The 13,258-nt window shown below is 63.3% G+C and carries 13 protein-coding genes; 9 read left to right on the top strand and 4 right to left on the bottom strand.

Features of this window, described 5'->3' with window-relative positions:
* The first annotated feature begins 51 nt into the window (after window positions 1-51).
* The 8 genes from H0241_RS17270 (at window position 52) to H0241_RS17235 (ending at window position 9,623) form a co-directional block, all read left to right on the top strand.
* A complete protein-coding gene (locus H0241_RS17270; RefSeq protein WP_181058870.1) occupies window positions 52-861 on the top strand; it encodes a L,D-transpeptidase in 810 nt (269 codons plus the stop codon).
* 294 nt (window positions 862-1,155) lie between these two features.
* The gene (locus tag H0241_RS17265; RefSeq protein WP_181058869.1) at window positions 1,156-1,356 is read left to right on the top strand and encodes a hypothetical protein; all 201 of its coding nucleotides are present in this window, start codon (window positions 1,156-1,158) and stop codon (window positions 1,354-1,356) included.
* A 469-nt stretch (window positions 1,357-1,825) separates the two neighbouring features.
* Window positions 1,826-2,731, top strand: a complete 906-nt coding sequence (locus tag H0241_RS17260) for a helix-turn-helix transcriptional regulator (protein ID WP_181058868.1) — start codon at window positions 1,826-1,828, stop codon at window positions 2,729-2,731.
* Window positions 2,732-2,968: 237 nt separating this feature from the next.
* Window positions 2,969-3,388 (top strand): hypothetical protein, encoded by a 420-nt coding sequence (locus H0241_RS17255; protein ID WP_181058867.1) that lies wholly within the window; start codon window positions 2,969-2,971, stop codon window positions 3,386-3,388.
* Between the two features lies 1 nt (window position 3,389).
* Window positions 3,390-7,871: a YadA-like family protein gene (locus H0241_RS17250; protein ID WP_181058866.1), complete on the top strand. Its 4,482-nt coding sequence runs from the start codon at window positions 3,390-3,392 to the stop codon at window positions 7,869-7,871.
* Window positions 7,872-7,880: 9 nt separating this feature from the next.
* A complete protein-coding gene (locus H0241_RS17245; protein WP_181058865.1) occupies window positions 7,881-8,456 on the top strand; it encodes an invasion associated locus B family protein in 576 nt (191 codons plus the stop codon).
* Window positions 8,457-8,469: 13 nt separating this feature from the next.
* A complete protein-coding gene (locus H0241_RS17240) occupies window positions 8,470-9,165 on the top strand; it encodes a hypothetical protein (RefSeq protein WP_181058864.1) in 696 nt (231 codons plus the stop codon).
* Window positions 9,162-9,623, top strand: coding sequence for a DUF4189 domain-containing protein (locus H0241_RS17235; RefSeq protein ID WP_181058863.1), 462 nt, complete (start codon window positions 9,162-9,164; stop codon window positions 9,621-9,623). Before H0241_RS17240 ends, H0241_RS17235 begins: the two co-directional genes overlap by 4 nt.
* A gap of 26 nt (window positions 9,624-9,649) precedes the next feature.
* Here the strand turns inward: H0241_RS17235 and H0241_RS17230 are convergent, their stop codons facing one another.
* Genes H0241_RS17230 through H0241_RS17215 form a run of 4 tightly spaced genes read right to left on the bottom strand, consistent with a single transcriptional unit; the run spans window position 9,650 to window position 12,374 of the window.
* Window positions 9,650-9,943 carry a hypothetical protein gene (locus H0241_RS17230; protein ID WP_181058862.1) on the bottom strand — a complete coding sequence of 98 codons (294 nt, stop codon included), beginning with the start codon at window positions 9,941-9,943 and terminating at the stop codon, window positions 9,650-9,652.
* A gap of 14 nt (window positions 9,944-9,957) precedes the next feature.
* Window positions 9,958-10,728: an SDR family oxidoreductase gene (locus H0241_RS17225; RefSeq protein WP_181058861.1), complete on the bottom strand. Its 771-nt coding sequence runs from the start codon at window positions 10,726-10,728 to the stop codon at window positions 9,958-9,960.
* Between the two features lie 22 nt (window positions 10,729-10,750).
* Window positions 10,751-11,605, bottom strand: coding sequence for an alpha/beta fold hydrolase (locus H0241_RS17220; protein ID WP_181058860.1), 855 nt, complete (start codon window positions 11,603-11,605; stop codon window positions 10,751-10,753).
* Between the two features lie 43 nt (window positions 11,606-11,648).
* Window positions 11,649-12,374 (bottom strand): alpha/beta fold hydrolase, encoded by a 726-nt coding sequence (locus tag H0241_RS17215; protein ID WP_181058859.1) that lies wholly within the window; start codon window positions 12,372-12,374, stop codon window positions 11,649-11,651.
* Between the two features lie 157 nt (window positions 12,375-12,531).
* On the opposite strand from H0241_RS17215, the gene H0241_RS17210 reads away from it, so the two are divergent.
* On the top strand, window positions 12,532-13,137 hold the full coding sequence (locus H0241_RS17210; RefSeq protein WP_181058858.1) for a CGNR zinc finger domain-containing protein: 606 nt from the start codon (window positions 12,532-12,534) through the stop codon (window positions 13,135-13,137).
* Window positions 13,138-13,258 lie beyond the last annotated feature (121 nt).

Genomic DNA, 13,258 nt, shown 5'->3' with positions numbered 1-13,258 from the left:
GCTTGAAGGCATTCACGCTTTTTTGCGATTTGAGACTTAAAAAAGGCAACCATGTTGAAGACCGAAATCGACCCCTATCGCCTGAGCCGTCGCGGCTTTCTGAACGCCGCAGCCCTCGGCGCTGCCTCGATTGCGGTCTCCGCCTGCACCACCACCAGCTCGACGCCGGCGCCGGTCGAGCCGCCGCCGCCGACCTATGAAGAGCCGCCGCTCGGCGACTATGCGACGATGTACGGCCCGATTTCCGACAGCGGCTTCGACCTGCCGGCCATCCCGATCAAGAAGATGGACCCGCAATTCCTGCGCCAGATCGTTCCCGATCCGACCGGCCAGAGGCCGGGCACCATCATCGTCGATACGACCAACCACTTCCTCTATCTGGTACGCGAAGGCGGCCAGGCGATCCGTTACGGCGTCGGCCTTGGCCGCGCCGGCTTCGAATGGTCGGGCGACGCCGTCGTCCAGTGGAAGCAGAAGTGGCCGAAATGGACGCCGCCGGACGAGATGGTCGCCCGCCAGCCTGAACTGGAGCAGTACAGCGCCAAGAACGGTGGCATGCCCGGCGGTCTGAAGAACCCGCTCGGCGCCCGCGCGCTCTACCTGTTCCAGGGCAATGTCGACACGCTCTACCGCCTGCACGGCTCGCCGGAATGGAACTCGATCGGCAAATCCGTCTCGTCGGGCTGCGTGCGCCTGATGAACCAGGACATCATCGACCTCTACGACCGCGTACCGTCGAAGAGCCCGGTCGTGGTGACCGGTGATATCAGCCAGCCGATGGTGGCGAGCGCAAACCGCAGGGCCATTCCGATCGACGGTGGCGTGCCGGACGGGTCGGTCCTGCTCGGCCCGGTGAACTGAGCGACGTTCTTGCGATGCTCGTGAAGCGGCAGGTTCGCCGCTCCATGCGGCAAACTTCGCCAGGATTCCGATAGCTTAACGCGAATGCCTGGGATCGGCATCCCAGACATGCAATGCCGGCAGCAGGAGACCGAGGAAGACTTCCAGACGAGCTATGGAGCCGGCGCAATCGACGCGCCCATGCACCGTCAATTCCGGCGCTCCTGTATTTTGTCCCCGATGCATGTATATTAGGCTGGAATAGAATTGCAGAGATATACGTTTGATTAGATCATTAATGGCGGGGGAACGCCAATGGTGGGATTTGATTTCGACAGTCCGCCTGCTGACAGCGCCGAGGTTAACCTGTCGGCCGCATGCGAGCGCCAATTGCTGCCGCTCGTCTGCGGAATTGTCGAAGCGGCGGTTGCCGCCGGGTGGAGCCGGGAGGATGTTCTTCTCGCCATGGTTGAGCTGTCTTGGGATCTATATGAGAAGCGTCGAGGCGATCTTTAACAGCCCTGTGCGAACCGGGTAATTCTGTATCGGGGTCACTGCACGGTCACCGATCGGGTAACGCGGCACGTCCTGGACATAATCCCCGAAAATGCCGGCCCCAAAAGGGCAACCATGCGGGGAAGCGCCTCCGTCGTAATGGCGGCATAGGCAGGTTCGGCAATAGCCGCGCGATTTATGTTCCGCATGCAACGCTGGATTGCGCAACGGCGCACGATGCACAATAACTAGGCACAAAATGGTAAGATAAGATCGGCAAATCGTCAGATTAGTTCGTGCTAAACAAGCGTGATATGCATACTTATAGACCAAATCCTGCCAAAGTTTTCGTTTCTCCTGAAAATCTTCTTTTCAATACAAAGCAACGCCTCTAAGGTTCGAAAGAACGATCAGGAACAGGTGCGAATTCTGGGCGTCTCCATACAGCACAAGATTCGATCGATCGGCGCACGGCTGAGGCAAGACGGAGATGCAACACAGAGGCAACGTCCTTGAAAACGCCGGGACAGAACGGCGGCGCGCGGATCGGCGCATCTTCGATGGAATTCCGGAAAGCGCGGGGCGGCGCCTGGTCACCTTTCGAGGCGGCGCGGCTCATGCTGTTTGCGCGCCGGGATCATGCACATTCAAAGCGGGAGAGCATCTCGGTTCGGTTATGCTCAAGCCCTCGCCGGGAATAACGGCATCGCTCGGCAGCGGCAAAATCCACGAATATGACGGCGACGTCGGCACGATCATGATCATACCGGCGAATATCGCAAGCAAGGTGGCCTGGTCATCCGCTACCGAGAGCGCGATCGTCGCGCTCGCCCCCGAAAGCCTGACCGAACTGGCAGAGCGTGAATTCGGCACGGGCCGGGCCGAGCTACAGCCACCGCCTTTCGGGACTGTCGATCCCCAAGCGCTGCAACTCGCGCAACTGCTGAGGGCCGAACTGACGCGGCGGGAGGCTCCAAACGAATTTTATGTCGACTCGCTGGTCACCATGTTCGGCGTCCATATGCTTCGGAACTACGCAGGAGCGGGAAAGTTGCCACAAGGTCCAAAGGGCGGTCTGTCAAACCGCAGTGCCGCGAGGGTACGGGAGTTCCTGGGCGTGAATTTTTCCAGCAGGATCACGGTGGCCGAGCTTGCCGCGGTCTCCGGCCTTTCACCGAACCACTTCATTCTGGCATTCACCAAGACCTTCGGCGAACCGCCGCACAAATATCTGCTGCGGCTGCGTCTCGATTTCGCTGAAAAACTTCTCGTCGAAAGCGATTTGTCGATAGCCGAAGTTGCTCATCTGAGCGGCTTTTCAGACCAGAGCCACCTGACCGTCACCATGTCGAAATACCGCGGCAGAACCCCTAAACAGGTGAAGCTGCGGCGGTGACATTTGTCGCGGCGCGTCTCGGTTCGCCGCAGCGATCCATCCAGAGACCTTGGCAGCTAAAAGTTGCGTGGCAGAGTAGCCACACCTGGCGTTCAGCGCTCAAAGACCGGATTTTCCTACAAAGATTCCGGACTTTTCCAAAATACATACGCCGCGAACGTGCCCATGGTCGCGATGAAAAGTCATTTCGGTCCGCTACTTGCGGCGGCCAGATGATGCAGCGTGCCGGATTGTCTCATGGACATTCAATTCGCGGAAATCGAAGTCTTCGCACCCAAGGCCGAAGCGGCATGGGCCGCGCTGCAGCGCCAATACGCCAGCCGGATCAGCGGTCCTGAGATCGATCACCTCCTGGCCTGTTTCGTGCTTGGCCTGACCTCTCCGGCTTGTGGCGAAGGCGATCCGGGATTTCATTTCGATCTCTGCCGCGCGCTGGTGGCGATAAACCTGTCGCCGGAGCGGACCGAGACCGCCTTGCATACGGTTCCCGAGCCGACGCAGCCATGGGTCGCGAGCGCCTGCCAGCTGATTGAAAAACAAGGTGTGAAGATAGGTCTCTCGCTGCGAGAGACGACGGGTAATTTCAAGGATTTTTTGGCCGTCGAGGCGAGTGATGCGGCACATCAGAGCGCCCAGGCAATTGCGAGGGAAAACTAGCATGACCGGATGCGTCGAGGGGCAAGCAAGAATCGAAACTCTTCCCGGATTTGTTGGAAACTGGCTCTCAGGCAGGGCCGACAGCCGCTCGGTTCGCCGCCGCCTGATGGCGGTCCTGCGCAACGCGTGCCGCGTGCTCGGGATGCGCCGCAAAGGCCTGGGGCTTGGCACGTTGGGCGTCGGCGGGATGTCGGCAGCGGCGCTGGGTGCAATCGCATTCGGCAGCATCGCCACGCCGGCTCAGGCACAATACCAGGCTGGCGGCGGTTCGGCGACCGGCGGCAACGCCGTCGCCATCGGTAACGGCACCGCGACGAATGGCAATAACAGCGTGGCGTTGGGCAGCTCCAACAGTGCAACGGGCGACGGCACGATCGCCATAGGCTATTCGATGGGTGTCAATGGCCTCAATTCCATAGGTATAGGTGTCTTCGCAGGCGCAACCGGCGTCAATGCGCTCGCCGTGGGCGGGAACGCCAAGGCCAACGGGGACGGAGCAAGCGCTGTTGGCGTTAATTCGGTTGCAACCACAAGCGCGGCCGCTTTTGGCAATAATGCGCGTGCCGACGGAGTGAACTCGACGGCGATCGGCCCTGTTACCCGCGCGACCGGGCTGCGCGCCACCGCGCTCGGGTTCGGGGCAACAGCATCCGGCGTGGATTCGATTGCCCAAGGTAACAGCGCCATCGCAAGCAACCAGAATGCCGTCGCCATCGGCTTCCAATCGTCTGCTACGGCGATAAACTCCGTCTATCTCGGCTCGCGCACTGCTGCGGGAACGGGAGCGCTGGCCCAAGGCGCGATCGGCGTCGGCACAGACGTGACAGCATCCCAGGTCGATGCCATTGCGATGGGACGTTCGTCCGTTTCGTCGGCGCAATACGCGGTCGCCATCGGCCTGAATGCGAAGGCTACAGGAGCGGGTGGTGCGATGGCGCTGGGCCAAGGCACAATCTCGAGCGGCGTCAATTCAGTAGCGCTCGGCGTCCAAGCCAGTGCCACCGGAGCCGGCGCCAACGCCTTGGGCACGTTGTCCGTTGCTTCGGGAGGGAACTCCACCGCTCTCGGTACCAGTTCCACGGCCAGCAACAACTATGCGACAGCCGCAGGCTGGGGATCCGTGGCCAGTGGCGCCAATTCCACCGCCGTGGGACGTCAGGCCGCTGCCAGCGGCATAAACGCCTCCTCCTTCGGGCAGGGGGCAAATGCGGCAGCAGACAATACCCTAGCCGCCGGCGTCAACGCCGGTGCCAGCGGAGCCGGCAGTACCGCTCTCGGCAATGGTGCCCGAACCACCGCCGTGAATGCCGTCGCTGTTGGCGCTGGGACGAACGCGTCCGGGATAAACTCTGTCTATATCGGCCAGACCAGTTTTGCGACGAGCGCCAGCGGGCAGAGCGCCATCGCCGTCGGCACGGACGTGACGGCATCTGCGGACGACGCCCTTGCGATGGGGCGTGAAAGCGCGGCGACTGCAACCAACGCCATCGCGGTCGGTCTCCAGTCTTCCGCGGACTCCGCCGACGCTATCGCTATTGGTACCAGCGCTTTCGCAAGCGGCGGCAAGGCCGTCGCCATCGGCGCCGGCAATACGGCCTTTGGCGATGGCGCGGTCGCCATAGGCGATCCCAGCTATGCCAGCGGCACCGGCGCCTTCACCGGCGGCGCCAACAACATCGCCAACAGCGACGGCACGGCGACCGCCACCGCGGCCAATATGGCCAACGGCGCCGTCGCCATCGGCAACAGCAACAAGGCCGTCGGGCAAGGCTCCGTGGCGCTGGGCAACGGCTCCACGGCTGGCGCTGCCGGTCTCGCCGGCAATGTCGCGCTGGGCAATGGCGCGACCGCGGCGGCAAGCTCCGGCGACGTGGCGCTCGGCTCCGGCTCGGTGACCGCGACGGCGGTGGGCACCAGCGGGACGACGATCGGCAGCACGGCCTACAGCTTCGCCGGCACGAACCCGACGAGCACCGTCAGCGTTGGCGCGCTCGGCGCCGAGCGGACCATCACCAATGTCGCGGCAGGGCGGCTCAACAACGGCTCGACCGACGCGATCAACGGTTCGCAGCTGTTCGCGACCAATCAGCAGGTGACGCAGAACACCACCGACATAGCGGCCAACACCGCCGACATCACCAATCTCGGCAACACGATCACCGGCATCAACACCGGCGGCGGCATCAAGTATTTCCACGCCAATTCGACGCTGGCGGATTCCCAGGCGCTTGGAACCGATTCCGTCGCTGTCGGTCCGAACGCCATCGCCAACAATGCCGGCGACGTGGCGATCGGCCTGAATTCCGTATCCGGCACGACGACGGCGGTCGGCGGCACGACGATCGGCGGCGTGAACTATACCTTCGCCGGAACCACGCCGGCCGGTGCGTTCTCGGTCGGCTCGGTGGGCGCGGAACGCCAGATCCAGAACGTCGCGGCCGGGCAGTTGAGCGGTAGCTCGACCGACGCGGTCAACGGTTCGCAGCTGTTCGCGACCAACCAGCAGGTGACGCAAAACACCACCGATATCGCCGCCAACACCGCCGACATCACCACTCTCGGCAACACGATCAACAGCATCAGCACCGGCGGCGGCATCAAGTATTTCCATGCCAATTCGACGCTGGCGGATTCGCAGGCGCTGGGGACGGACTCCGTTGCGATCGGCCCGAATGCGGTGGCCAACAATGCCGGCGACGTGGCGATCGGCGCGAATGCGGTGTCGAGCGTGACGACGGCGGTCGGCGGCACGACGATCGGCGGCGTGAACTACACCTTCGCCGGCGCTACGCCAGCGGGCGCGTTCTCGGTCGGCTCGGTGGGCGCGGAACGGCAGATCCAGAACGTCGCCGCCGGGCATTTGAGCGGCAGCTCGACCGATGCCGTCAACGGCTCGCAGCTCTTCGCCACCAACCAGCAGGTGACGCAGAACACGACCGATATCGCGGCCAACACCACCGACATCACCAATCTCGGCAATTCGATCAGCAACATCGCCGGCGACACCTCGACGGCGTACACCGACGCCAATGGCGACGGCATCCGCTATGTGCGCACCAACGACACGACGCTGCCGGTCACCGACGCTTTCGCGCAAGGGGTCGGCTCCTCCGCCGTCGGCTACCAGGCCACCGCGTCCGCCGCCAATTCGCTGGCGCTCGGCCGCGGCACCCAGGCCACAGTCGCCGACGGAGTAGCGCTGGGCTCCGGATCGGTTTCGGACCGTGCGGTCGCGCCGGCATCGGGATCGATCCTCGCCGGCACCGGCCTCGTTCCCTACAACACCACCGACGCGACCTTGCTCGGCGCCGTCTCGGTCGGCACCTCCACCTCCTATCGCCAGATCATCAACGTGGCCGACGGCACCCAGGACCAGGACGCGGTCACGCTGCGCCAGCTGAAGGGCGCGCTGAGCTCGTTCGCGGTGACGGGAAGCCTGTACTTCCATGCCAATTCGACGGCTCCCGACTCGCTTGCGGTCGGCATCGATTCGGTTGCGGTCGGTCCGCGCACCACCGTCAACGGCGACAACGGCATCGGCATCGGCAACGGCGCCATTGTGCAGCAGACGGCGCCGGGTGGCATCGCGATCGGCCAGAATTCGACCGTCAACCAGGCCGACAGCATCGCACTCGGCACCAACTCGACGACCAACGGAGCCCAGGCAGTGGCGCTCGGCGCCGGCGCAAAGGCCAACGAGCCGGGCAGCGTCGCGCTCGGCGCCGGCTCGACGACGGCGGCGGCCGTCGCCACCACCGGCACCACGATCAACGGCGTCAACTACACGTTTGCCGGAACAACTCCGACGAGCACGGTGAGCGTCGGCACCGTCGGCAATGAGCGCACCGTCACCAATGTCGCCGCGGGCAGGATCAGCGGCACCTCCACCGACGCCATCAACGGCAGCCAGCTCTACGCGACCAACCAGGCTGTCGAAGCCATGCAGGGGAGCGTCGGCGATCTCAACGAGTTCGCGGTCCAGTACGACAAGAACGGCGACGGCAGCAAATCCAACTCGATAACGCTTGCCGGTGGCGACCCCAACACGCCGGTGGTCATCCACAATGTCGAGGCGGGCGTTGCCAACACTGATGCGGTCAACGTTCAGCAGCTAAACACCGGGCTGTCGCTCAACCTAGCGGATTCGAAGACCTACACCAACCAGGTGGCGGCCACCACGCTGCAGCAAGCCAATGCGTACACGGACTCCAAACTGAGCCAGCTCAACATGGACATGGGCGAGGTCAAGGGCGAAGCGCGCCAGGCCGCCGCGATCGGCCTGGCGGCCGCCTCGCTGCGCTACGACGATCGTCCCGGCAAGCTGAGCGTGGCCGCAGGCGGCGGCTACTGGCGCGGTGAAGGGGCCGTAGCGTTCGGTGCGGGCTACACCAGTGAGGAGGGACGGGTTCGGGCAAACCTGTCCGGCACGACGGCAGGCGGGCACTGGGGTGTCGGCGCGGGCGTCAGCCTTACGCTGAACTAGAGCCCGGCCATGATCAGGCAGGCAGTCCTTGCTGTCGCGATATCCATGACGTCAATGCTCCTGTCCGGCTTGCTAGCGGCCGGGCAGGAAGCGATCCCTTCCGGCTACAGGGTAAAACCTTCCGACGTGGCGGTGCCCGCGGATGCGAAGCTTGGCGAATATCAACGGACCACCCGTCCGTTCGAGAACTGGACGCTGATCTGCGACGAGAACCTGAAGGCGCGCCAAAAGGTCTGCAACGTCACCCAGATCATCGAGGACCAGACAGGACAGGTTGCGTTCAGCTGGTCGCTGGCCGCCACCAAGGAAGGCAACCCCTACATGATCTTGCGTACCCCGCCGATTGCCAGGAGCGACAGTCCTGTCTCGCTGACGTTCGAAGGGCGCAAGGAGCCGATAAAAATTCAACTCGACGGATGCAATCAGGCCGTCTGCGTCGGCATGCTGCCGGTTGGTCCGATCATGCGCGAACAGATTTCGAAGGCTGCGGCATCCGTCATCTCCTTTCCGACCACGGATGGCAGGACGATCAACGTGACCGCAACCCTCAAGGGCCTGGCCGCGGCCGTCGCGGCGATCAATTGACGAAGGCATCGCGATGAACCAGCAATCGATCCATGACCGGATAATGTCCCGCAACCAAGGAAAGGATGCTGTTCGGGCCGGCATCGATGACCGGAGCAAACCGCAACGAAACCGGGCGAAGACCGCTGTCTTCTCGTTGCTCGCCATTGCCGTCGTCGCCACGGCCGGCTTCGCAGCCATGCGCTACGGCCTGGTCCACAATTTATTGCCGCAGCCGGCGATCGCGGAGACCAACGAGCCCGATCCGGCCCTGGCCGACACACCATTTCTGCAACACGCCAAACAGGCAGGATTGCAGTCTTGTTCCAACATTTTCCCAGCCCTTGGGCAGATGCTGACGACCGGCACTACGTACAGCGTCCAGTCGATTTGGAGCAACGAGGCCCCCGACAAACACGTCGTGGAAGCCCTGGTCGGCATGAACTATGCCACGCAGGGCTACAGCGGCCCGGCAGCGGGCCTGGTGTTCGCAGCACCCACCGCATCTGTTTGCGAAGGTACGATGGTCAGGGTGGCGCCATTCGCGGCCAATTGCGCCGATGTTCCGGCCCTGCTTCCGAAAGGCAGCAAGCTTGCCAATAATCTTGGGCAAATCAGCGTCTATGAACTGGCCAATGGAGGGGGCAACGCGATGCTTCTGCCAACCGGCAACAGCTGCGTCGTCATTTCCGTGGCCTCGGCAGCAGGAAAACAAGGAGGCGTACAATGAGAACCAGACTCGCCGTTGCGGCGATCGGCATGCTGTTGGCCTGCGCCGGGCGGCTCGCTGCGGCGGACCTCCCTGCCCCGCCTCCGGCTGAGGAAGAGAGGGGCATCTGGGCGGCAATCGCGTATTCGAACCCTGACGGCAAGCACGGCTTCTTTTGGGGCGCCGACAAGCGTCAGGAGGCGATGGACATCGCCCTCAAGCATTGCCAGAACGCCGGCGGTGACGGCTGTACCGTGGTCAGCGTGTTTCGCAATCATCGCCATTGGGACGACGACGACAACACCGGCTTTCCCTACAATCATTGCGGCGCCCTCGCGGTGGGCGAAAAGACGAGCGGACAATTTGCCAGTTGGGGCGCGGAGACAGCGCAAACACGCCGGGAGGCCGAAGACCTCACGCTGCAGGCCTGCGAGCGGACAGGACAAAAATGCAAGATCCGCGAATGGGGGTGTACGTGAGTTTCCTGCGGTGGCTCGGGAGCCGTTCACCCAGCCGGTCGCCGCTTCTCGCGGACGGTGAAACCCAGCTGTCCAAGCACCTTTACGGCGCCTGACCTGCCACCTTCGAAATCGGCGGACGCAAGCCGCCGGCCGGTGGCGAACTCATAAGCCGTGCCCAGGATTGCCTTTGGCGGATAGGCGCGTTCTTTCCAAGCCAACTCATAGGTGGTTGTTGGGGCGAAGCCATGCTCGTTGAAGAACTGGTCCGGCCCCAGCCGGTCATATTCCTTGATCGCTTGCAGCACATGATCGCGGGTTACGCTGTCCCAGTCTATCATCTGTTCATCCTCCGTCAGACCGATTTCACTTCGCCGCCGTCCATACGCAGCGCCGATCCGGTCATCCAGCGGGCGCCTGGCGACACCAGGAAGGCCATCAGTTCGGCGATCTCCTCGGGTTCGCCGTAGCGGGCGATGACGGCTTCCTTGGGGAAATTGGCCGTCGCCTCCTCCACCGTCATGTCGTGCAACGGCGCCCAATGCTTGAGATAGGACTGGCGGCGGCCGGTCATCACCGGCCCGGGCAGCACACTGTTGACCTGCACGCCATCGGCAATGCCGCGATCGGAGAACGCTTTCGCCAAGGCGACGATCGCCGCATTGATCGTTCCAACGGCTGCATAAGGCGCTTTCGGGAACAGCGCCGAATTGCCCGACATCAGGACAACCGCACCCTTGGCCGCCTTCAGCGCAGGCCACGCCGCAATGGTGAGCCGCCTTGCGCCGTGCAGCTTCAGCGCCAGGCCACCTTCCCACTGCTCGTAGGTCATGTCGAACAGGTCGATCTGCGGCACCGCACCGGCAATGTTGAGGAGCGCGTCGATGCGGCCGAATGCGGCCATGGTCTGATCGACAATGGCGCTTGCGGCCTGCGGCACGGCCAGATCGGCATCGATCACCAGCGCCTGTGCACCGGCGGCGCGCACCGCTTCCGACGTCTGCTCAAGATTGGCGCGATTGCGCGCAACCAACACGATGGCCTTGAAGTCGCGCGCGAGACGGATGGCGGTGGCCTGGCCGATGCCCTGGCTGGCGCCGGTGAGGACGGCGACGGAGTTGGACATTTCGGGAATCCTTCTTCTGATCTCAGCGGGGAAGGAAGTCGCGGATGGCGGCCGCTATCTCTGCGGCGTGCGTTTCCAGCGCGAAATGGCCGGTGTCGAAGAAGCGCACGACCGCATCCGGTATGTCGCGCTTGAACGCCTCGGCGCCCGGCGGCAGGAAGAACGGATCGTGCTTGCCCCACACGGCGAGGAAGGGCGGCTTATGGGTGCGGAAATAATCCTGGAAGGCGGGATAGAGCGCGACATTGCTCTTGTAGTCGCCAAACAGGTCGAGCTGCACCTCGTCGGCGCCGGGCCGCGCCAGGTAGAAATTGTCGAGCCCGTATCCGTCCGGTGAGACGCGGCCCGCATCGGGAACGCCGTGCGTATACTGCCAGATCGTCGCCTCGGGCTTCAGCATTGCGCGCAGGGCTTCGCGATTGGCCGCTGACGGCTCCAGCCAGTAGGCGCGGATCGGATTCCAGCCATCGCTCAGGCCTTCCTCGTAAGCATTGCCGTTCTGCGAGATGATCGCGGTGATCTTTTCCGAGTGCCTGACGGCAAGCCGGAAACCGGTCGGCGCACCGTAGTCGAAGACATAGACGGCGTAACAGTCGAAGCCGACCTTGTCGGTGAAGCGGTCGATCACATCGGCAATGTTGTCGAAGGTGTAGGCGAACTTGTCGCGCGCGGGCATGTCCGACTGGCCGAACCCCGGCAGATCGGGAGCAATGATGTGGAAACGGTCGGCCAGCAGCGGGATCAGATCCCGGAACATGTGGCTCGAACTCGGGAAGCCGTGCAGCAAAAGAAGCTTCGGCGCGCCTTGCGCGCCGGCCTCGCGGTAGAAGATGTTGAAGCCGTTCACGTCGGCCTTGCGATAGTTGACTACAGCCATTTTCTCTCTCCTGCGAAAGCCTGCTAACAAATCAAATTGGCGGTTAGCTCGTCTGAGCCGCCTGGCGCGGGGGTGCGTTGTCCATCGCCCCGCGCGCTGCATCGAGAATGATGTCGACGACGACGCCCGACGCGGTAACGATCGGCGTGTGATCGACCGGGTGCGACCGCACCTGCGCCTTCATTCTCGTCGCCATGAAATGCTGGGTCTCGGCCGGGATCATGTGATCCTCTTCCGCCACCAGGAACCACGACGGCAGGTCCTTCCACAGCGGCCGCTCCATGGCGACCGTGATGCAGGCCGGCGAGATCGGCCGCTGAACCGCGGCCAGCACCGCCAGCTCTTCGGCCGAAGCGTTCTGGGCGAAGGCTGCGGCGAAAGCCGCTTTGGGCAGATAGATCAGCCCATGAGCGTCTGGAGCAAGCGCCGGCGCCAGCGCATGCGGCTTGGCGCGGTAGAAGACGTCCGCCACCGTCTCGCCCTCGTCCGGAGCAAGCCCGGCGACAAAGACCAACGCCCTCACCCTGTCGCTGCGCGTCGCCGCGATCACGGCGCCCGCATAGGCGTGGCCGACCAGCACCACCTGCCCCGCCACACGCTCGATGGTGCGATCGAGTGCGGCCACATCATCGCGGAACGATGTCAGCGGCAATGGCGCGGCAATCACGTTGAAACCCTGAGCCGCCAGCGGTGCGATGATTTTTGCCCAGCTCGATCCATCGGCCCAGGCGCCATGGGCGAGCACAATGCTCATAGGCTGCGAAGACATCGACTCTCTCCTCCTTAAAGAAATAACCTGACTAAGTTCTTCAAACAGGTTACATTGGAATTACCGCAACCGTTCGTAACTTGTCAACAAGCCTTAGAGCGGTTATGTTCACGAAGACGTGCTCGGGGCCGATGCTGCCGGGACAATTGGAGTTCCGATGCAGCATTCTCCCGCGATGTTTGTCGGCGATGCACTCGCCATGGATTTCCTGAATTCAATCGCAACGCCGGTCGACACCCCCGTCGACTGGCTCGACGACGGCGAGGGATTGCTGAGCTGGCTGGAACAGGCCGGACTGGTGCCTGCGGACGCGCTGCGAGGCATACGAGCCCGGGCCCGTCCCGGTGAGCTCGATGAGATGGCGGATCAGGCGAGACAGTTGCGCGAATGGTTCAGGGGCTTTGTGCGCGAGCGCAAGGGGCGGAAGCTCCCTGCCGATGCGTTGCTCGCCCTGGAGCCGCTGAACCGGCTGCTTGATCGCGATGAACGGTTCAGCCGCATCGTTGGCGGCGGCGACGGCCTCGAACTCCAGACGCTGCGGCGCTGGCGCTCACCTGAAGCGCTGCTGCTGCCGGTCGCCGAAACGCTGGCGACATTTGTCTGCGAGGAGAGTTTCTCGGACGTGAAGGCCTGCGAGGGACCGGCCTGCACGCTGATGTTCGTCGACCACACGCGCGGGCATAAGCGCCGCTGGTGCAGCATGGCGCTGTGCGGCAACCGCGCCAAGCAGGCGGCCCACCGGCAGCGGCTCAAGGCGCGCTAGAGCGGTTCACGACTTGATGGAATCGAAGGGGATTCCCGATTTGTCGGTTTTGTGATTCAAGATGCTGGCTGGAGTGGAGGCCAGCATCTGATGACCCGACCTCTTTCCAATGATCTTCGCG

The sequence above is a fragment of the Mesorhizobium neociceri genome, from assembly GCF_013520985.1.
Taxonomy (GTDB): domain Bacteria; phylum Pseudomonadota; class Alphaproteobacteria; order Rhizobiales; family Rhizobiaceae; genus Mesorhizobium; species Mesorhizobium neociceri.
Note: the sequence above shows the minus strand (reverse complement) of the source record. Positions and strands in the feature narration are given on the sequence as shown.

Excerpts from the sequence above, each read along its gene's own strand:
- H0241_RS17255 (WP_181058867.1), top strand. The coding sequence starts at position 2,969 with ATGGACATTCAATTCGCGGAAATCGAAGTCTTCGCACCCAAGGCCGAA.
- H0241_RS17240 (WP_181058864.1), top strand. The coding sequence starts at position 8,470 with ATGAACCAGCAATCGATCCATGACCGGATAATGTCCCGCAACCAAGGA.
- H0241_RS17220 (WP_181058860.1), bottom strand. The coding sequence starts at position 11,605 with ATGGCTGTAGTCAACTATCGCAAGGCCGACGTGAACGGCTTCAACATC.
- H0241_RS17250 (WP_181058866.1), top strand. The coding sequence starts at position 3,390 with ATGACCGGATGCGTCGAGGGGCAAGCAAGAATCGAAACTCTTCCCGGA.
- H0241_RS17245 (WP_181058865.1), top strand. The coding sequence starts at position 7,881 with ATGATCAGGCAGGCAGTCCTTGCTGTCGCGATATCCATGACGTCAATG.
- H0241_RS17230 (WP_181058862.1), bottom strand. The coding sequence starts at position 9,943 with ATGATAGACTGGGACAGCGTAACCCGCGATCATGTGCTGCAAGCGATC.
- H0241_RS17210 (WP_181058858.1), top strand. The coding sequence starts at position 12,532 with ATGCAGCATTCTCCCGCGATGTTTGTCGGCGATGCACTCGCCATGGAT.
- H0241_RS17265 (WP_181058869.1), top strand. The coding sequence starts at position 1,156 with ATGGTGGGATTTGATTTCGACAGTCCGCCTGCTGACAGCGCCGAGGTT.
- H0241_RS17235 (WP_181058863.1), top strand. The coding sequence starts at position 9,162 with ATGAGAACCAGACTCGCCGTTGCGGCGATCGGCATGCTGTTGGCCTGC.
- H0241_RS17225 (WP_181058861.1), bottom strand. The coding sequence starts at position 10,728 with ATGTCCAACTCCGTCGCCGTCCTCACCGGCGCCAGCCAGGGCATCGGC.
- H0241_RS17270 (WP_181058870.1), top strand. The coding sequence starts at position 52 with ATGTTGAAGACCGAAATCGACCCCTATCGCCTGAGCCGTCGCGGCTTT.
- H0241_RS17215 (WP_181058859.1), bottom strand. The coding sequence starts at position 12,374 with ATGTCTTCGCAGCCTATGAGCATTGTGCTCGCCCATGGCGCCTGGGCC.
- H0241_RS17260 (WP_181058868.1), top strand. The coding sequence starts at position 1,826 with ATGCAACACAGAGGCAACGTCCTTGAAAACGCCGGGACAGAACGGCGG.